Source organism: Amorphoplanes friuliensis DSM 7358, from assembly GCF_000494755.1.
GTDB classification, from domain to species: domain Bacteria; phylum Actinomycetota; class Actinomycetes; order Mycobacteriales; family Micromonosporaceae; genus Actinoplanes; species Actinoplanes friuliensis.
The window spans coordinates 5,584,842-5,603,993 of the sequence record NC_022657.1 but is presented as its reverse complement, the minus strand read 5'-3'; the positions used below and the strand labels follow the sequence as shown (position 1 = coordinate 5,603,993).

Annotated in this window: 17 protein-coding genes; 8 read left to right on the top strand and 9 right to left on the bottom strand. The window is 70.6% G+C overall.

The window, feature by feature from the left end:
- The first annotated feature begins 140 nt into the window (after positions 1-140).
- Positions 141-623, top strand: a complete 483-nt coding sequence (locus AFR_RS25960; RefSeq protein WP_023364117.1) for a GNAT family N-acetyltransferase — start codon at positions 141-143, stop codon at positions 621-623.
- A gap of 47 nt (positions 624-670) precedes the next feature.
- On the opposite strand, the gene AFR_RS25955 is transcribed toward AFR_RS25960, so the two are convergent.
- From AFR_RS25955 to aceA, 4 genes are all read right to left on the bottom strand, one after another.
- Positions 671-1,462 (bottom strand): pectate lyase, encoded by a 792-nt coding sequence (locus AFR_RS25955; protein WP_023364115.1) that lies wholly within the window; start codon positions 1,460-1,462, stop codon positions 671-673.
- 98 nt (positions 1,463-1,560) lie between these two features.
- Entirely contained in the window at positions 1,561-3,039 is a 1,479-nt protein-coding gene (locus tag AFR_RS25950) for a mannitol dehydrogenase family protein (protein WP_023364113.1), read from the bottom strand.
- A 289-nt stretch (positions 3,040-3,328) separates the two neighbouring features.
- On the bottom strand, positions 3,329-4,927 hold the full coding sequence (gene aceB / locus AFR_RS25945) for a malate synthase A (RefSeq protein WP_023364111.1): 1,599 nt from the start codon (positions 4,925-4,927) through the stop codon (positions 3,329-3,331).
- Positions 4,927-6,216, bottom strand: coding sequence for an isocitrate lyase (gene aceA, locus AFR_RS25940; RefSeq protein WP_023364109.1), 1,290 nt, complete (start codon positions 6,214-6,216; stop codon positions 4,927-4,929). The genes aceB and aceA overlap by 1 nt, the downstream gene beginning before the upstream one ends.
- Positions 6,217-6,334: 118 nt before the next feature.
- Here aceA and AFR_RS25935 point away from each other — a divergent pair, with 118 nt between their 5' ends.
- Positions 6,335-7,774, top strand: coding sequence for an XRE family transcriptional regulator (locus AFR_RS25935; RefSeq protein WP_084298135.1), 1,440 nt, complete (start codon positions 6,335-6,337; stop codon positions 7,772-7,774).
- On the opposite strand, the gene AFR_RS25930 is transcribed toward AFR_RS25935, so the two are convergent.
- Positions 7,766-8,602: a polysaccharide deacetylase family protein gene (locus AFR_RS25930; protein WP_238547137.1), complete on the bottom strand. Its 837-nt coding sequence runs from the start codon at positions 8,600-8,602 to the stop codon at positions 7,766-7,768. The two genes, AFR_RS25935 and AFR_RS25930, sit on opposite strands and share 9 nt — an antisense overlap.
- A gap of 74 nt (positions 8,603-8,676) precedes the next feature.
- Complete coding sequence (locus AFR_RS25925) at positions 8,677-9,945, bottom strand: sensor domain-containing phosphodiesterase (RefSeq protein ID WP_238547136.1); 1,269 nt, start codon at positions 9,943-9,945, stop codon at positions 8,677-8,679.
- A 113-nt stretch (positions 9,946-10,058) separates the two neighbouring features.
- On the opposite strand from AFR_RS25925, the gene AFR_RS43940 reads away from it, so the two are divergent.
- The 5 genes from AFR_RS43940 (at position 10,059) to AFR_RS25900 (ending at position 15,269) form a co-directional block, all read left to right on the top strand.
- Positions 10,059-12,632 (top strand): putative bifunctional diguanylate cyclase/phosphodiesterase, encoded by a 2,574-nt coding sequence (locus tag AFR_RS43940; RefSeq protein ID WP_052359466.1) that lies wholly within the window; start codon positions 10,059-10,061, stop codon positions 12,630-12,632.
- Between the two features lie 176 nt (positions 12,633-12,808).
- Positions 12,809-13,555, top strand: coding sequence for a lytic polysaccharide monooxygenase (locus AFR_RS25915; protein WP_023364099.1), 747 nt, complete (start codon positions 12,809-12,811; stop codon positions 13,553-13,555).
- Between the two features lie 74 nt (positions 13,556-13,629).
- Positions 13,630-14,172 (top strand): DUF305 domain-containing protein, encoded by a 543-nt coding sequence (locus AFR_RS25910; protein WP_041842719.1) that lies wholly within the window; start codon positions 13,630-13,632, stop codon positions 14,170-14,172.
- Positions 14,173-14,220: 48 nt separating this feature from the next.
- A complete protein-coding gene (locus tag AFR_RS25905) occupies positions 14,221-14,718 on the top strand; it encodes a MarR family winged helix-turn-helix transcriptional regulator (RefSeq protein WP_041842718.1) in 498 nt (165 codons plus the stop codon).
- 17 nt (positions 14,719-14,735) lie between these two features.
- Positions 14,736-15,269: a GNAT family N-acetyltransferase gene (locus AFR_RS25900; RefSeq protein WP_023364093.1), complete on the top strand. Its 534-nt coding sequence runs from the start codon at positions 14,736-14,738 to the stop codon at positions 15,267-15,269.
- Here AFR_RS25900 and AFR_RS25895 read toward each other — a convergent pair.
- On the bottom strand, positions 15,250-15,903 hold the full coding sequence (locus AFR_RS25895; RefSeq protein ID WP_023364091.1) for an O-methyltransferase: 654 nt from the start codon (positions 15,901-15,903) through the stop codon (positions 15,250-15,252). The two genes, AFR_RS25900 and AFR_RS25895, sit on opposite strands and share 20 nt — an antisense overlap.
- Before the next feature lie 44 nt (positions 15,904-15,947).
- On the opposite strand from AFR_RS25895, the gene AFR_RS43935 reads away from it, so the two are divergent.
- Positions 15,948-17,135 carry an SMI1/KNR4 family protein gene (locus AFR_RS43935; protein ID WP_023364089.1) on the top strand — a complete coding sequence of 396 codons (1,188 nt, stop codon included), beginning with the start codon at positions 15,948-15,950 and terminating at the stop codon, positions 17,133-17,135.
- Between the two features lie 53 nt (positions 17,136-17,188).
- On the opposite strand, the gene AFR_RS25885 is transcribed toward AFR_RS43935, so the two are convergent.
- On the bottom strand, positions 17,189-17,827 hold the full coding sequence (locus AFR_RS25885) for a response regulator (protein ID WP_023364087.1): 639 nt from the start codon (positions 17,825-17,827) through the stop codon (positions 17,189-17,191).
- Positions 17,824-18,996 carry a sensor histidine kinase gene (locus AFR_RS25880; protein ID WP_023364085.1) on the bottom strand — a complete coding sequence of 391 codons (1,173 nt, stop codon included), beginning with the start codon at positions 18,994-18,996 and terminating at the stop codon, positions 17,824-17,826. Before AFR_RS25880 ends, AFR_RS25885 begins: the two co-directional genes overlap by 4 nt.
- Positions 18,997-19,152 lie beyond the last annotated feature (156 nt).

The following is a 19,152-nucleotide window of genomic DNA, read 5'->3' as shown; positions in this document are numbered from 1 at the left end:
GGTCAAGGGATGGCACTGTGGGATGTTCGTCTTGGTTGCTTTCCGTAGCCACCGTGCGGGGGTCCGTAGGTGGTCGTCGTCAGTTCGCGATCTTGGTTGCCTTTGACTAAGTCGGTTGACTGGGCTGGCACGCTCGCTGCATGTCTGTCGTGATCAGGGCGCTGCGTGGTGGGGATGTCGGGGCGGTTGTTGAGTTTTCTCTGCGGGCCTGGGCTCCGGTTTTTGAGTCCTTCAACAAAGTGCTTGGCGAGGACATCTATCAGCGTGTCTATCCGGACTGGCTGGCCTCGCAGGCTCGGGATGTTGCTCAGGTTTGCCGGGATCATGCGGGGACTACCTGGGTTGCGGAGGATGACGGCGCGCCGGTCGGGTTTGTTGCTGTTGTCGTCAGTGACGATCGGCGGAGTGCTGACATCGAGATGATTGCCGTTGATCCTCGGTGGCAGCGGCTTGGTGTCAGCCGGGCGTTGATGGATTTTGCTTTGGAGCAGATGCGGGCGGCCGGGGTCCGGCTTGTCGGGGTGGTCACCGGTGGGGATCCGGGGCATGAGCCTGCCCGGCGGGCTTATGAGAGTGCGGGGTTCACCGCGTTGCCTCTGGTGCGGTACTACAAGGCGTTGTGACCGGGCCGGGCCGGCGCGGGGAGGCGTCGGCCCGGCTGTTCGTGGTCCTACTTGTAGGTGATGTCCGAGGCGTTGAAAAGGCAGCTTTTGCCGTCTGCGCCGGAGCCAGTCTTGGTTGGTTCCTTGCCGGTGGCGTTGCCGGTGAAGCGGTCGCAGATGCCGATCTTCTTCTTGGTGTCGCCGACGATGGTGATGCCTGAGAAGGTTGCGGTGTCGCCGAAGTTGGTATTGACGCCGGCCAGGACCTTGCCGGGGGCGGTTGCCGTGATGTTCTGGAGGATCACCGCGCGCTTGTACTGGGTTTTGCAGTTGCCGCAGGAGCGGTAGAGCTTGCCGAAGTCGCTGACCTGGAAGTTCTTGACGGTCAGGGTGCCGCCGCCGTTGTGCTGAAACACCTTGTCCGACGCGGAACGAGCACCGCCGCCGTCCACTGTGTACTTCGCTGACGTGCCGCCCTTGAAGGTGGCGGCGTCCTCGCCGACGTCCTCCCACCAGACGTTGGTCAGGGTGCAGGAGCCGGTGCAGTGGATGCCGTCGCCGGCGGGCGTACCGAGGATGACGTTCTTGAGGGTGGCGCCGTCGGCGAGCTGGAACATCGGGTCCTGGCTTTCGCCCTGGCCGCCGTCGCCGAGGCCGGCGAAGCGTTTGAGGCCGCCGTCGAAGGTGCCGGTGACGGTGGTTGTCTTACTGACCGTCACATTGCCTTGGGCTGAGGGCCAGGCGGTGGCCGCGGAGGCGTTCTGCGTGAAGGCGATCGCGGCGGCGCCCAGGGCGGCGGCGACAACTGTCGCCAGGGCGAGCCGGCGGGCGTGCGAGTTCTTTGCGGGGGAGGACGCCAAGACCTTGCCTTTCCTCGGAGAAACGTGGGCGACAGCTCAGTTGTCGTCCGAGGAGGAAAGGTTGCCCGCCTGCCGATAATTCTTTCGGCGGGGAGTGGTCAGGAGGCCGTGGCCAGCTCCTCGAGTGTTGCCCGGGCGCCCTTGCTGTGCAGGGAGGCCAGCACCGAGCGGTACGTGGAGACGAAGCGCTCGTTGTCGATCAGGTCGCCGAAGAGGTCGCGGTTGGCGATGAAGGCGAGCGGGTCCTCCGCCTGGCGTTGTGCCGTCGCCACGAGGGTGTCGCGGAGGCGGTCGACCACCTCGATCTTCTGGCCCTGCTCGTCGACGCCCTCGGCGTACCGGGCCCAGCTGGCGACGACGGCGGTGGCGCGCAGGATCTCGCCGCCGGTTTCGAGGTTGTGGCGGATGACCGGCAGCAGCCACTTCGGGATGCGGTCGGAGCTTTCCGCGCACAGGCGGGCGACGGTGTCCTTGACCTGGGCGTTCGAGAAACGGTCGATGAGCTGGTGCTTGTACTCGTCGAGGTCGATGCCCGGCACCGGCTCAAGGGTCGGCGTCGCCTCGCGGTCCATGTACGCCAGCAGGAAGTCCGCGAACAGCGAGTCCTGCGTGACGTCGTGCACGAGCCTGAACCCGGACAGGTAGCCGAAGTAGCACAGTGCCTGGTGGCTGGCGTTGAGCAGGCGCAGCTTCATCAGCTCGTACGGTTCGACGTCGGCGACGACCTGCACACCCGCGTCCTCGAAGGGCGGGCGGCCCAGGGGGAACGCGTCCTCGAGGGCCCACTGCGTGAACGGTTCGCAGACGACCGGCCAGGCGTCGTCCACCCCGAACCGCTTGCGGACCTCCTCGCGGTCGTCGTCCGTGGTCACCGGTGTGATCCGGTCGACCATGCTGTTCGGGAAGGCCACGTGCTCCTCGACCCAGGCGCCCAGCTCGGGGTCGACCAGATTCGCGTACGCGACGAAGCTGCGCCGCGCGGCGTGCCCGTTGCCCTGGATGTTGTCGCAGCTCATGATCGTGAACGGGGCCGAGCCGCGCTCGCGCCGGCGGGCCAGCGCGGCGGTGATCAGGCCGAACGTGGTCTTCGGCGGGTTGCCGGGCTGCAGGTCGTGCTGCACGTCGGGGTTGTCGGCGACGAACTCACCGGTGACGGCGTTGAAGTTGTACCCGCCCTCGGTGACCGTCAGCGAGACGATCCGGACGTCGGCGGACGCCATCTTCTCGATGACCGCCTCGGGATCGTCCGGCGCGAAGAGATACTCCTTGATCGAACCGATCACCCGCGGCTCGAGCGTGCCGTCGGGCGCCTTCACGACCAGCGTGTAGAGCCCGTCCTGCCCGTCCAGGGCGTCCCGCATGCGCCGGTCCGCGGGCATGACACCGACACCGCAGATCGCCCAGTCCAGCGCCTTGCCGTCGTTCATCAGCCGATCGAGGTACATCGCCTCGTGCGCCCGGTGGAACCCGCCCACACCGAAGTGCACGATCCCGGTCCGCAGCGCGCCGCGGTCGTAGGCCGGGACGGGCAGTTCCCCCGGCAGAGACGACAGATTCCGGGCATTGAGCGGCAACATCGGCGTGTCCTCCCAGCGCTGCTGACGGGCCTGACGACCCCAGCATCGCATCCCCCGGCCCCGATCGCCGGGCCTGCCCCACCAAGATCTTTCTCACGGTCCGTCAACACGGGCACACAGGCCGCGCAAACGGTCAAGGCCGGGCGCCGCGTGTGCCCGTTGCGGCCCGTCGTGGCCGACCACCCGGGCCTGGACCCGGTCATCTTCGGCCCCCAGCCGGGCACCACAAAAGTGACCGCGACACGAACACGCACCGGAGGCGTACCGCCTCCGGTGCGTGGGGTTCGGGTCAGGCGGCGGCGACGGGTTGCAGGGTTGCGCCGGCGGTCAGGTGGCGGAGGTACGCGGGGAGGGTGAGGAATTCCGGGCAAGTGCGTTCGGACAGCAGGACCGTCAGGAGGGTGCGAGCCTGGCCGAAGCGCCGGGCCGAGTCCTCGTCGAGTGCGCCCGTCTCGGCCAGGACGTCGAGTTCCTCGCGGAGCATGCGGACGACCAGTCCCGCCGTGACCGGCACGCCGTAGTCGGTCGGGGTGCCCGTCGAGATCCACTGCCAGAGCTGGGTGCGGCAGATCTCGGCCGTGGCGGCGTCCTCCATCAGGCCGCCGAGGGCCACTGCGCCGCGGCCGCCGAGCCAGGCGGCCACGTAACGCAGGGCGACGCTGACGTTGGTGCGCAGGGCCACCTCGCTGACGGTGACCGCGCTGGTGTGGATGTCGAGGAGTTCCTTGGCGGTGACCCGGACGTCGTCGCGCTTGCGGACGATCTGGTGGGGTTCGAAGCCCAGCCACTGGTCGAAGACCTCCCGGCACGTCTCGACCAGGCCGGGGTGGGCCACCCAGGAGCCGTCGAAGCCGTCGCCGACCTCCCGCCGCTTGTCCTGGCGGACCTGGTTGAGCGCGCGCTTGGCGGCCACCGGGTCACGGCTGGGGACGACGGCGGCCATGCCGCCGATCGCGTGCGCCCCGCGCTGGTGGCAGGTCTTGACGAGCAACTCCGTGTACGCCCGCATGAACGGCGCCGTCATCGTGATCTGGGAGCGTTCCGGCAGGACGACGTCCGGACGGTTCTTGATCATGCTGAAGAGGTAGTCCCAGCGGCCCGCGTTGAGCCCGGCCGAGTGCTCGCGCAGCTCGTACAGGATCTCCTCCATCTCGAAGGCCGCGGTGATCGTCTCGATCAGGACCGTCGCGCGGATCGTGCCGCGGGGTATGCCGAGCAGGTTCTGGGCGTAGACGAAGACGTCGTTCCAGAGGCGGGCCTCGAGGTGACTCTCCAGTTTGGGCAGGTAGAAGTACGGGCCGCTGCCGCGGTCGATCTGCTTGCGCCCGCAGTGGAAGAGGTAGAGCCCGAAGTCGAACAGCGACGCCGACACCGCCCGCCCGCCGATGCGCACGTGGCATTCCGGCAGGTGCCAGCCGCGCGGCCGGACCATGATCGTGGGCAGGTCTGTGCCGATCCTGTACTCGCGGCCGTCCGGCGCCGTGAAGTCCAGGGTGCCGTCGAGTGCGTCCCGCAGGTTGCGCTGACCTGAGACGACGTTGTCCCAGGTCGGCGCGGTTGCGTCCTCGAAGTCCGCCATCCACACCTTCGCGCCGGAGTTCAGCGCGTTGACGGTCATCTTGCGTTCGGGCGGGCCGGTGATCTCCACGCGCCGGTCGCTCAGGTCGTCGGCCGGAGGGGCCACCGACCAGGTGTCGTCGGTGCGGATGTCGCGGGTGGACTCGAGGAAGTCCAGCTCGGTGGTGCGGGCCGTCCGCCGGCGGCGGCGCCGCTCGAGCAGCTGCACCCGCCGGGCGCCGAACTCGCGGTCCAGCGCCACGACAAACGCGATCGCCTCGGGGGTCAGGATGTCGTCGTACGCGGACGGGGCGACGGTCACGGTCTCCATCAGAACTGCTCCGCTTCGGTCGAGCCGGACAGCGCGGTCGTCGAGCTCTCGGGGTTCAGGGCGGTCGAGACGGCGTCGAAGTAGCCCGTACCGACCTCGGCCTGGTGCTTGGTCGCGGTGTAACCGTCGGTCTCGGCCGCGAACTCGGCCTCCTGGAGCTTCACGTACGCACTCATGCCGTCGGACGCATAGCCCTTGGACAGCTCGAACATCGAGTGGTTGAGCGCGTGGAAGCCGGCCAGCGTCACGAACTGGAACTTGTAGCCCATCGCGCCGAGCTCCTTCTGGAACCGCGCGATCGTGGCGTCGTCGAGGTTGCGCTTCCAGTTGAACGACGGCGAGCAGTTGTAGGCCAGCATCTTGTCCGGGTGCACCTTGTGCACGGCCTCGGCGAACGACCGCGCGAACTCCAGGTCCGGCTTGCCGGTCTCGCACCAGATGAGGTCGGCGTAGTCCGCGTAGGCGACACCGCGGGCGATTGCCGCTTCCGGGCCGCTGCGCACCCGGTAGAAACCCTCGGCCGTACGCTCACCGGTCAGGAACGGCTGGTCGCGCTCGTCCACATCGGTGGTGAGCAGATCGGCGGCCAGCGCATCGGTACGGGCGATGATGAGGCTCGGCACACCGGCGACGTCGGCGGCGAGACGGGCGGCGTTCAGCGTACGGATGTGCTGGGCGGTCGGGACGAGCACCTTCCCGCCGAGGTGGCCGCACTTCTTCTCCGACGCGAGCTGGTCCTCCCAGTGCACGCCCGCGGCACCGGCGACGATCATCGCCTTCATCAGCTCGAACGCGTTGAGCGGACCGCCGAAACCGGCCTCCGCGTCGGCGACGATCGGCGCCAGCCAGTCCCGGTCGTGTTTGCCGGCGGCCGTGTCGATCTGGTCGGCGCGCAACAGCGCGTTGTTGATCCGGCGCACCACCGCCGGCACGGAGTTCGCGGGGTAGAGGCTCTGGTCCGGGTAGGTGTGACCGGACAGGTTCGCGTCCGCCGCCACCTGCCAGCCGGACAGGTAGATCGCCTTGAGCCCGGCCCGCACCTGCTGCACGGCCTGGCCGCCGGTCATCGCGCCGAGAGCGTTGATGTACTCCTCGTCGTGCAGCAGCTCCCACAGCCGGCGCGCACCGCGCTCGGCCAGGGTGTGTTGCTCCTGGACGCTGCCGCGCAGCTTGACGACGTCGTGCGCCGTGTAGCTGCGGGTGACGCCCAGCCAACGGGGATCGCCGGCCCACGCCCGAGTGAGGTCCGCGGCGGTACCGCCCCTGACTTCGGTCAGCTGATCAGTCATGGTGTTTCCTTCCGTGCTGCGTTGCGGTGGCAGAACTTCACTCTGACCGAGGGCGCAACAGCCTCTGAAGGCACATGTGAGCAGAAGAAACGTGAATCTTCTGCTAGCGTCAAAAGCCGTGACGGCTTCCGATGTTGACCTCGTGACCCTCGGGCAGCGGCTGCGGCACCAGCGGCGGGCCAAGGGGCTGACACTCGACCAGCTCAGCGCGGTCGTCGGGCGGGCGCCCTCGCAGCTGTCGCTGATCGAGAACGGCAAGCGGGAGCCGAAACTCAGCGTCCTGCAGGCGATCGCGGGCGCTCTGGGCGTACCGATGCAGGATCTGCTGCGACCGGAGGCGCCGAGTCGGCGCGCCGGGCTGGAGATCGAGCTGGCCCATTTTCAGCGCGAACCGGCCTATGCGGCGCTCGGGTTGCCGGCCGTGCGGGGTGGGCGGCGGTTGCCGGCCGACGCGCTGGAGTCGCTGATCGGCCTGCACCGCGAGCTGACCCGCCTGCTGACCGAGCAGAGTGCGACGCCCGAGTTGGCGCGGCGGGCCAATCAGCAGCTGCGCGTGGAGATGCGCGAGCGCGACAACTACTTCGCGCACATCGAGGCGGCCGCGGCGAAGGTGCTGCAATCAGTGCGGCACACGACCGGCCCGCTATCGCAGCGCGGCATCCTCGACATCGCCGCGCAGCTCGGCTTCTCGTTGCACTACGTGAACGACCTGCCCGGCTCCGCACGCTCGGTGACCGACCTGCGCAACCGGAAGATCTACCTGCCGCAGGTGGCCAGCGGCAAGGGCCACGACCCGCGCGCGGTGGTGCTGCAGACGCTCGGCCACTTCGTGCTCGGCCACAACGACCCGGCCGACTACGGCGACTTCCTGCGCCAGCGCGTCGAGGTCAACTACTTCGCGGCGGCGCTGCTGATGCCCGAGAAGTTCGCGACCGACTTCCTGCGCGACGCCAAGGCCGACCGGGCGCTGGCCATCGACGACTTCCGCGACGCGTTCGGCGTCTCCTACGAGACGGCGGCGCACCGCTTCACCAACCTCGTGACCCACCACTTCGGCATCCCGGTCCACTTCGCGCGCGTCCACGAGAGCGGCACGGTCTACAAGGCGTACGAGAACGACGACGTGCGTTTCCCCACCGACGTCACGGGCGCGATCGAGGGCCAGCCGGTGTGCCGCAAGTGGGCGTCCCGCACGGTGTTCTCGTCCGACGATCCGTACTCGTCGTTCTACCAGTTCACGGACACGGGCAAGGGCACGTACTGGTGCACGGTGCACGTGGAGTCGACCCGCTCGGGGGAGTTCTCCGTGACGGTGGGGACGCCGTACCAGCATGCCCGCTGGTTCCGCGGGGGTGACACGACCCGGCGTACGGTGTCGTCCTGCCCGGACCCGACGTGCTGCCGGCGGCCGCCCGCCGAGCTGGTGGAGAGCTGGGCGGGTCAGGCCTGGCCGAGCGCCCGCGTCCACTCCCACCTGCTCGCGGCCCTCCCGCCGGGCACGTTCCCCGGCGTCGACGCCCAGGACGTCTACGAGTTCCTGCAGCGCCGCTCAGGCTGAGCCGGGGATGTAGTCCTCGAGGAGGGCAGGGGTCAGGCCGGCCTTGTGGATGGCGCGGAGGGCGGCGAGGAAGTCCTTCACGAAGGCCGGGCGGAAGTGCATCAGGATGATGTCGCCGCGCTTGACCTTGTGCTCTTCCTGATACCGGACCTTGCCCTTGTGGACCGTTTCCTTCCACATGAACGCGGCCTTGATGCCGCAGTCGTGCGCGGCCCGCAGCGTCGTGGCGTCCTTGGTGCCGAACGGGGGCCGGAACAGCACCGGACGGCGCTTGTAGCGGTGGCCGAGGCGGTCGGCGGAACCGCAGATCTCGCGGTGCTGGAAGGCGTAGGACTTGCCGCGGAGTTCGGTGTGCGTGATCGTGTGCGCCTCGATCACCGCGCCGTGCTCCTGGAGTTTGGCGAAGTACGGCTCGTTGTCCTGGATCGCCGACGTGGTCAGGAAGAGCGTGACCGGGATGTTCGCGGCCGCGAGGAGTTTGGGGGCCTCGGGGGACTTGGTGAAACCGTCGTCGATGGTCAGGAAGGCGACCGGCTGGTCGGTCGGGATCCGCGACAGGTACGGCACGCTGCCGTTCTTCGGCAGCACGATCGGCTGCGGGGGCGGCGCCGGCGGGAAGGACGGGATGTCGGACAGCGCCCAGCCCACGGGCGGCGGGCCCGGTGGGGGAGTGGACGGCGTGGGCGAGGGTGAGGGCGGCGCGACGGACGGGGCCTGACTGACGGACGGGCTCGGTGGTGCCGCGGCAGGGGTGGTGCCCGAGCAGCCGGCCACCGGCAGCAGGGCGACGGCGACGACAGCGGCGAGCATCCGACGGGTCAAGATCACCAGCGTAACGTAAAAAACCCTCGCAACCGCACAGCGCAGGCAAATCCGTACGCACCGTGACAGGTGCTGGTGGATCAGGCGGCGAGCAGGCCCGACACGTCAGCGGCGCGGCTCGGGGCCAGCCACTGCAGCAGAGACCGTGCCGCCGCGATCACCAGGGCCCGGTCGTGGGTCGTGGCGTAGGCGAAACGGCGTTGCGCCTCCGGTTCGGTGCCGCCCAGATCCTTGGCGACCAGGGCGGTCGCCTGGTGCGGACCGACCAGGATCACGTTCCACTCGCCGCGCAGGATGTCACCCGCGGCCAGGTCGGCGCCCCGCACTCCGGTCGTGGGCTCCTCGCTGAGACCCGCGCCGAGCGCTGCCACGAGCGGGCTGCGGGTGGCGATCCGGCCGAAGCGGCGGGCGGTCGCCGGGGTGAAGTTGCGGGCCTCCTGGAAGCAGGCGAGCAGGACCGGCGGCTGGTGACTGTCGCGGGCCAGCGCCTCGAGGTGGCGGCTCATCGGCATCAGGGCGGACTTGGTCGTCTCGCGGACCGGGCGGTGGGCGGCGACGATCTCGAACGGTGTGCCGGTGGTGTGCCCGGCCGTACGACCCAGCAGGGCGAGCGGCTCACCGGTGGGCAGGGCCGGAACGGGCAGCGGGCCGGGGCGGCCGTACAACCAGCCCTGGCCGATCGTGGCGCCCATCGTGAGCGCGATCAGCTCGTGCTCCGGCGTCTCGACACCCTCGGCGAGGACGGTCGCGCCGCTGGCTTCCGCGTACGCGGCCACGGCCGACACCACCTGCGAGGTGTGCGGGTCGTCGGGTGCGTGCAGCAGCTGCATGTCGAGCTTGACCACGTCGGGGTGCACGAACGGCATCAGGGCGAGCGACATCGGGTCCGCACCCACGTCGTCGAGGGCGACACCCCAGCCCGCCGTCCGGCAGCTTGCGGTGGCCGACAGCAGGCCGGACGGGTCGTCCGCGATGGCCCGCTCGGTCATCTCGGTGACGACCCGCAGACGCCGCTGGGCCAGCGACACGACCGGTTCCAGGTCGGGCGGGCAGGGCGTACGCCACGCGGTCGGTTCCATGTTGACGAACAGCGTCTGCTCCAGGCCGGCGTCGAGCGCGGCCCGGTAGGCGGCAGCCCGGCACACCCAGTCGAGCTCGCTGTCGCGGCCGACGGCGCGGGCGGCGGCGAAGAGCAGCGCCGGCGACTCCCACGGGGTGCCGGCCGGTCCGCGGCTCAGCGCCTCGTACCCGAGCACGCGGCCCGAGGCGATGTCGATCAGCGGCTGGAAGACGGGTGTCACCGAGCGGCGGTCGATGACCTCATGGATGTCCGGCACGCCAGTGCTCATCGGCGGTGGCTCCAGTCACTTGAGAAATTCGACGAGCGCAGGGTAGTCCCTCAGTAACCCCGCCCCGCGGCCGACAGGACGGTGAGTCGTCGGCGTCGGGAGCGGGGGGTGTCATGAGGAAGCTGTCCGTCGTGGCGTTCCTCGTGGCGCTGGCCGGCGCCGGTCTTTTTGTGGCCGCCCTGCTGGGTGTCCCGTGGGCCCCGCTGGCTGGTTGGGGCAGTGCTGCCGCCTCCGCCCTGGTCGCGGCGCTCGCCTGTGCGGGCGCGGCCGGGCGTGCGGAGGTCGAGCCGGTCCGCCGGCGGGTGTGGCGCCGGATCGCGGTGGCCCTGTGCCTGGTCGCGATCCTCGCCACCGCCCTGCTGATCGAGCGGATCAGCCACGGCGCCGACGCCGAGGGTGACATCGGTTTTGTGCACGCCGTCGCCCAGGCGCTGATCATGCTGGTGTTCGTGGCGCCGCTCCACCGGTTGCCCGGTTCGGAGCGCCGTGCCGCCGACCGGCTGGCGATGCTGCTGGACGTCTCGGCGCTGTCCGTGGTCACCGGCGCCTACGTGTGGTTCTTGATCATCCGCGACCTCCTGCAGGCCGACCGGATCACGGCGGGTGGTGTCGTGGCGGCCGGCGCGATCATCGTCTCCGCCATGATCGGCGTCATCCAGGGGGCGCGCATCCTGCTCACCGGGTACGCGTCCCCGTACCGGTCCCTGCTGCTGTGTCTCGGTGGTGTGCTGGTCGTCGGTGGTCTCGCGCCCGGGGTGCTGCTCACGCTCTCGCCCTACGACGTCGACGCGGGACAGATCCTCATCCCCGTGGCCTGCCTGGTGCTGGCGGTGGGCGCCCGCCCGGGTGGTGCGGCGCCGCCGCTGACGGCCGACGGGATCGCCCGCTGGCGTCAGCGCGACAAGCTGCTGCCGCTGGTCGCGGTCGCCTTCACCGACGCACTGCTGCTCGGCACGCTGGTGTCGTCACCGGTCGGCGACCGGCTGGTGGTCGGCGTGATCACCGTGGTGCTGACCGCGCTCGCGGTGGCCCGGCAGCTCACCTCCGCGCGTCAGCTCAGCCTGCAGGGCCAGCGGTTCCGCCAGCTGGTGCAGAACTCCTACGACGTCGTGACGATCAGCGACACCAGCGGCACGATCACCTACATGAGCGGCGGCTCGCAGCGCATGTTCGGGCGCAGGCCGGCCCAGCGCACGGGCGCCAACATGTTCGAGCTGCTGCACCCGGAGGACCGCGAGCGGGCGGTGGCCCTCTTCACCGCTCTGGCCGCCGAGCCCGGCCGGACCGAGTTGTGGCGGGCGCGGTTCCGGCACGCCGACGGCCGCTGGCGCCGCATCGAGGTGCTGACCACCAACCTGCTGCACGAGCCGAGCGTGCGCGGCATCGTCTCGAACACCCGTGACGTGACCGAGACGCACGACCTCGCCGAGCGGCTGAGCCACGACGCCACCCACGACGCCCTGACAGGGCTGGCCAACCGTGCGCTGTTCCGCGACCGGCTGACCGCCGCCCTCGCCGGCCCGGTCAGCCTGGTCCTCATCGACCTCGACGACTTCAAGATTGTGAACGACACCCTGGGCCACGCCGCCGGCGACGAGTTGCTCATCGCGGTCGCCACGCGGTTGTCGGCCGTCGCCTGCCCGCAGGACACCGTGGCGCGCCTCGGCGGTGACGAGTTCGCCCTGCTGCTGCCCGGCCGGGAAACCGCCGAGGTCGAGACCGTGCTGCGCCGGTTGATCTCCGCCCTCCGGGCACCCGTACGCGTGGAGAGCCGCGAGCAGGGCGTCCGCGCGAGCTTCGGCATCGTGGAGGGTGGCCCCGGCGACGAGGCCGGTGACCTGATGCGCCGGGCCGACATCGCCATGTACGAGGCCAAGGCCCGCGGCGACGGCAGCTGGCAGTACTACCTCCCGGGCATGCAGGCGCGCGGCGTCGAGCAGGAGGCGGCCACGGCCGACCTCGCCGCCGCGCTGGATGCCGGTGAGTTCTTCCTGCTGTACCAGCCGGTCGTGACGCTGCCCGGTGGCGCGCTGGCCGGTGTCGAGGCGCTCGTGCGCCGCCGGCACCCGGTGCGGGGACCCGTGCCGCCGGGCGAGTTCATCGGTCTCGCCGAGCAGTCCGGCCTGATCGTCGAGCTCGGGCGGTTCGTGCTGCGGGAGGCCTGTGCGCAGATGGCGGCCTGGCATCGGGACCGGCCCGCGGACGCGCCCGCCTCGATCAGCGTCAACGTCTCCGCGCGGCAGCTGCAAGAACCCGGCTTCGCGGCCGAGGTCGCGGCGGCCCTCGGGGACAGCGGACTGCAGCCGGACCGGCTCATCGTCGAGATCACCGAGTCGACCGCGGTCGGCGGGGGTGCCACCGCGGAGTCGCTGCACCGGTTGCGGCGGCTGGGCGTACGCCTGTCCCTGGACGACTTCGGGACGGGCGCCTCGACGCTGACCCTGCTGGCGAACTGTCCGGTGGACCAGATCAAGCTCGACCGGTCCTTCGTGGACTGTGACGTCATCGCGAGCGCGGTGCTGGAACTGGCCCGGGGCTTCGGGGTCGAGGCGGTGGCCGAGGGTGTGGAGACGGCCGAGCAGGCGGCGCGGCTCGCGGCGCTCGGTTACGGGCGGGCGCAAGGGTTCCACTTCGCGCACCCGTTGCCGGCGGCCGGGATCGTCGCCGTGGCCCACCAGGCCGTCTGAGAGCGCTTTCAGACCTCTTGTATCGAAAATCTTCGTTGTCTCTATTTACTGTTAACAAGCTTTAACTTATGTTGAGGCAACAGCCGACGGAGCCTTTCCCATCGGGCGATGTCAATGCCCGCGGCAGGCCGGGAGCCCCCACCCCGGCCTGTCGGCCCCATGAAGAGGAGCGCTTCATGAGACGACGCCACACTCTCCCGCTGCTGACCGTGGCCACGGTCGGCGCCTCACTGTTCGTCGCCGTGGCACCAGCCGCGGCCCACGGATACATCTCGTCCCCGCCCAGCCGCCAGGCCAACTGCGCCAGCGGGGCGGTCGCCAACTGCGGCGACATCGTCTACGAGCCGCAGAGTGTCGAGGCCCCCAAGGGCTCGATGCAGTGCAACGGCGGCGGCAGCCGCTTCTCCGTGCTCAACGACAACGGCAAGGCCTGGCCCGTCCGTTCGGTCGGGTCCTCGGTGACGTTCAACTGGGTGCTCACCGCCCGGCACTCCACCAGCACGTGGGAGTACTTCATCGGCAACACCAAGCTGGCCACCTTCAACGACGGTGGCGCGCAGCCCGGTGCCACCAAGTCGCACACGGTCAGCATGGGCGGCTTCACCGGCCGCCAGACCGTCCTGGCCCGGTGGAACATCGCCGACACCATTAACGCGTTCTACTCCTGCGTGGACGTGAACATCGGTGGAGGCGGTGGCACCCCGCCGCCGACCACTCCGCCGCCGACCAACCCGCCCACGACCCCGCCGACCACACCGCCCACGCAGCCGCCGCCGGCCGGTGGCACCTGGGCCGCCGGTACGGCGTACGGCGTCGGCAACGTCGTCACCTACGGCGGCGCGTCGTACACCTGCCGGCAGGCGCACACCGCGCTGGCCGGCTGGGAGCCGCCGAACGTCCCGGCCCTCTGGTCGCGGAACTGACGGACATCTCAGCGGACGGGTCCACGGCCACCGGCGTGGACCCGTCCGGCTTTTCCGCCGACGGGAGGGTCACCGTGCGCCGCCTCTTCGCCGCCCTGCTGCTGGTCGTCTCGCTCGCGGGCTGCTCCGCCGCCGAGCCCGCCACGCCGCCGCCCGCTTTCAACGCCACCGACGTGATGTTCCTGCAGATGAGCCTCGACTACATCCGCCAGGGTGACCAGGTGGTGGCGACGGCCGAGAAGCGCTCAGTCGACCCCCGCGTCCGTGCGCTGGTGACCGAGCTGCGCGGGCAGTGGCAGAGCGAGTCCGGCACGATGGAACGCTGGCTCACCGGCTGGCAGCAGCCGCCGTCGGCCGACCCCGACGCGGGAGCCCACGCGGGCCACGGCGACCTGCACTCCCTGCGGCCCGCCGACCTCGGCGACCTCGAGGCCACCAAGGGCGCGGACTTCGACCGTACGGTGGTGAGCCTGCTCCTGGGTCATCTGCACAACTGCGTCGAGGTGTCCCGGATGGAAGCGACCGGCGGTCAGTACCCACCCGCCAGGAAGCTCGCCGAGACGATGACGACCACGCGCCAGGACCAGATCCAGCGCCTGCTCGCTCTGGCGGCGTAGGCCGTTCGGCCCTGCATTGAAGCTTCAAGGCGGCAGTACGATGGGGTGGTGACCGTCGAACCCGCTGAAGCGCCCCGCTGGCTGAGCGCGGGCGAGCTGCAGGCGTGGCTGCCCATCGGCGGCCTGCTGCTGAAACTGCCGGCCGCACTCGACGCGCAGACGCTGCGCGACTCGGGTCTGAGCCACTTCGAATATCTGGTGCTCGCGAGCCTGTCCGAGGCACCGGACCGCACCCGCCGGATGAGCGAGCTCGCCGCCCTGGCCAACGGCTCGCTGTCCCGGCTCTCGCACGTGGTCAAACGTCTCGAGGGGCGCGGCTGGATCGAACGCCGGGCCTGCCCGTCGGACGGCCGGTACACCAACGCCGTCCTGACCGCGGACGGCTGGGAGAAGGTTCTGGCCAGCGCCCCCGGTCACGTCGCGGCCGTCCGCACGCTGGTGCTGGACGCGCTGAGCCCGGCCGAGCTGGAACAGTTCGGCGAGATGGCCCGCCGCATCCTGGACCGCCTCGAGCCCGGGGACGCCCGCACCGCCTTCCCCGCCTGACGGCTAGGGTCACGGGCATGGCCGAGCTCATCACGCCCACCCACCGCCTGCACGAGGCCTGGCTGCGTTCGCGGGACGAGTGGGGCCGCGGCACCCACCAGGACGGCGCCGGTCTGCGCCCCGGCGACGACGTCGACACCGCGGACGGCTTCGCCGGCTGGGTGCGCCGGCTGCTCCGCGAGTCCGACCCGGCGATCCCGGCCCCCGAGGGCTGGGTCCACTGCAGCTACTGGTGGATCGTCGAGGACAACGAGGTGCTGGGCGCGATCGCGCTGCGCCACGAGCTCAACGACTTCCTCGCCCGCGCGGGCGGCCACATCGGTTACGGCGTGCGGCCCTCCGCCCGCCGTCGCGGTCTCGCCTCGTTCGCCCTGGGCGCCGTCCTTCCGTACGCGCGGAAGCTCGGTCTGGACCGGGTCCTGATCACCTGCAACGTGGACAACGAGGGTTCGCGTCGCACGATCGAAGCCAATGGCGGTGTGCTCGAGGACATCCGTGACACCGAGATCGGCCGGCTGCGCCGGTACTGGATCAGCCTGCCCGGCAACTGATCTCCATGCCGTCGGCGACCGGGAAGTCCACGGTGGTGTACCCGTGCGCCGGGTCGCGGACGTAGGCCAGGTAGGGCGCCATGCTCTCGAACGTCGTGTCGTCGGCGACCACGAGAGCCCCCGGGGTGAGCCGCGGCTCCAGCAGGCGCAGCACCGGCAGGCACAGCTCCTTCCAGCCGTCGAGCAGCACAAAGCCGATCGGCCCGGGCACACCGGCCAGTGTTTCGAGCGCGTCGCCGGCCAGCACGGTCGCCGAGCCGGCCAGCCCGGCCTCGGCCAGGTTCTCCCGCGCCGCCGCCACCTTCGTCGCGCTCAGCTCGGTGCTGATCACGTGCCCGGTGCCGTTGTCCGCCACCGCGGCGGCGAGGTGGATCGTGGAGATGCCGTACGACGTGCCGAACTCGACCACGGTCTGCGGCCGGCAGGCGCGAACGAGCGTGTAGAGCAGGGTGCCGCCGGGCGCCGAGACCGGCATGAGCACGGAGTCGAGCAGGTCGGCGCGTTCCTGGGCGGTCGCGTCGGTGAACGACCGCCCGGCGGGCCAGGGCGAAGGCTGTCCCTCCTCGTGCTCGGCGGCCGCGAAGAGCCGGTCGAGCACGGGTCGGGCGGGGGAGCGGGTCAGGGTGTTGGGCATGGCGCCAGAGTAGACGCAACGTTGCGTCCAGACAAGGAGGCAGGATGAACCACCGCGATGACCGGGGCCCGATCCACGACCGGGTGCTCGACGCGCTGGCTGCGGAGACCGGGGCGAGCCCTCGGCTCGGCCCTGGCCACGACTGGGCGGCCGTTGAGGCGTCGCTCGGCGGACTGCGGCTGCCCGCCGACTACAAGCGGCTGGTGGACGCCTTTCCGCACGGCGAGTTCGGCGGGCTGGTGCGGGTCGTCCGGCCGGGCGTGCCGGACGGCCCCGAGAGCGCCTACCCGGAGTACTACCTCCGTCTGCTGGACGACCTGCGCGAACAGCGCGAGATCGAGTGGGGCATCTACCCCCATCCGCTGTACCCGGAGAGGGGCGGCCTGCTGCCCTGGGGCGACACCCTGAGCGGTCAGCTGATCTTCTGGCTGACCGAGGGCGACGATCCGGATGCCTGGCCGGTGGTGTGGACCGACAGGGGCTTCGAGGAGTGGCAACTGCGCCGCCGGTCCATGTCGGAGTTCCTGCTCGAGCTGATCACCGATCCCGCGGTCGAGCGGCCCGGCCTGCCTGCCGGCGGCTCCGGTTTCCGCGCCTTCGGTGGCGGTGCGACCGCGGCACCGATTGGTCTTCTCGCCGGCCACGCCGTGCCGGCCGGCTCTTCCGCTGATCAGGAAGCACCGATCGGGTTCTCCGCCGACCACGCGGAGCCGGAGGACGCGGTTGACGGACTGCTGGAGGCGCTCGGCACGATGCCGATCGAGGAGCCCACCCTGGAGTGGTTCGTCCGGGCCGGCGAATGGGGCTTCATGTTCCCCGCCGACTACCGCACCTTCCACGACACGCTGGGCCCCGGCCTCTTCTGCGACATCGGCATCTTCGGCCCCGGCGCGCCGGAGGGCTGGAACGCGGCCGACCTGCTCCGCGCCGGCCGCGCGGCGGCGGAGGCCGCGGGCCTCGACCATCTGCGCTTCCACCCCGACCCCGGTGGTCTGGTCCCGTGGGGCATGACCCAGGACGGCTGGCTCCTGGGCTGGGCGGCCCGGCATCCCGACCCCGACCTCTGGTGCGTGGCCGCGCTGGGCCCCGGGTTTGTCCGCATCGACTGGCCGGAGCTGTCGTTCAGCGAGTTCCTGCTCTTCCACGCAGGCATCCGCGACGGCTACGACGTCGCCCTGCCCGACCGCCCGAGGTGGTCCGGCCCTCCGACCTTCCGAGGCCTGGCCGATTGAGCCGTCGCCCCGGCCCCGGCCCGCTTCTCGAGAGCCTGACCGACGGACCCGCGTCAGCCGACGAGGCGGCGTTCCCAGGCCCAAGCGGCGATCTCGACGCGGTTGCGGGCGCCGAGTTTGGTCTGGACGCTGCCGAGGTGCGTCTTGACCGTGCCGACCGAGATGAACAGCTGCGTGGCGATCTCGGCGTTGGTGAGGCCGCGGGCCGCGAGTTTGACCACGTCCAGCTCACGCGGGGAGAGGCCGCCGTCGTCGCCGGTCGGTGCCGGGGGCGACAGGTGCTCGAGGAGGCGCACGGTGATGGACGGGCTGATCAGGGCGTCACCGGAGACCGCCGCCCGGACCGCCTCGATGAGCAGGGCCGGGCCGGAGTCCTTCAGCAGGAAACCCGCCGCGCCGTTGCGGAGCGCCTGGTGGACGTACTCGTCGAGGTCGAAGGTGGTCACGACGACGACCTTGATGGGGTCCGCGACGCCCGGGCCGGCGAGGAGCCGCAGGGCTTCCAGGCCGTCCATGCGGGGCATGCGGATGTCGAAGAGCGCAACGTCCGGCTTGATCTTGCGGGCCAGGGCGACCGCCTCGACGCCGTCGGCGGCCTCGCCGACGAGCTCCATGTCCGGCTGCGCGCCGATGATCATGCCGAAGCCGGTGCGGACCATGGCCTGGTCGTCGGCGATCATCACGCGGATCACCGCGTCACCTCCTGGTCGAGCGGCAGGGCCGCGTCGACCACCCAGCCTCCGTCGATGCCCGGCCCGGCGGTGATACGTCCGCCTACCGCGCGGACCCGTTCCGTCAGGCCCACGAGACCGTACCCCGGTGCCTCCCGCGGCGTGGCCGCACGGGGTGGCGCGCCGTCGTTGGCCACTCTCACGAGCAACCAGTCAGGCGTACGCCGGACCCACACGTCCGCCACCCGTGCCCCCTGCGCATGCCGGCGGATGTTGGTCAGCGCCTCCATCACCACGCGGTACGCCGAGGTCGACACCTCGACGGGGATGCCCGTCGTGCTGCCGTCCACATGCAGCCGGGCGAGCACGTCACCCTGGTTGGTGAAGCTCTCGAGCAGCTGCCCGAGCTCGTCCACACCGGCCAGGGGGGCCAGGGGTGCGTCGGGCTGGGCGTTCGGATCGCGCAGCACGCCGACCATCCGGCGCATCGACGCCATGGTCTCCGCGCCGGCGGCCTCGATCTGTTCCAGCGCGAGCATCACCCTTTTCGGGTCCTGCTCGGCGATGAAGCGGGCGCCCTGTGCCTGCACGACGATGCCGGTCACGTGGTGGGCGATGAAGTCGTGCAGGTCGCGGGCGAACTCGGCGCGTTGCTCGGAGCGTACGGAATCCATCGCTCTTTTCCGGGTGGACTCGATCGTGCGGAGGTAGACGCCGAGGGCGATGACGGCGGTGGCCGCGAGACCGAGGGCCAGGCCGGCGATGACGTAGGTGGTGGTCAGGCCTCCGCGCAGCGGCAGGAAGCCGATGGCGATGCCGGTGAGCAGGACGGCGGGGACGGCCCAGTTCGGGTCACCGCGGCGGGTCACGACGAAGAGCACGCCGAGCAGGCCGACCGCTTCCGCCGAGCCGAAGCTGGCCCCGGTGCCGCCGCCGAAGACGCCGATGCCGATGGTCAGCAGCAGGGAGAAACCGGCCAGGAGCATTGCCACTTTCGGCAGGCGTGTCGAACCCTGGCGGTGGGCGGGCAGCCAGACGACAGCGGTGGCCACGGCGCTCAGGACCTGGACGGGTGCCAGGTCCAGGCTGCTGCCGACGCCCATGCCGCTGTTGAGGTCGACGAGGCCCAGCACCGCCATGAAGAAGACGGCGCCGGCCTGGCCGACGTGCAGGAGCAGGTTCCTTCGCATCGTGACCCAGCGTAACCGCTGGTCAACGCGTCTCCATCGGCCGAAAGGCAGATCCACGGGCGGCACTTGTCCCCGCTGCGGACCGATGTGCGGGGTGTCCCTCTGCCATCAGGATTCTCCCAGTTTTGCTGGTCCGCACATCCCCGCCTCGGAGGC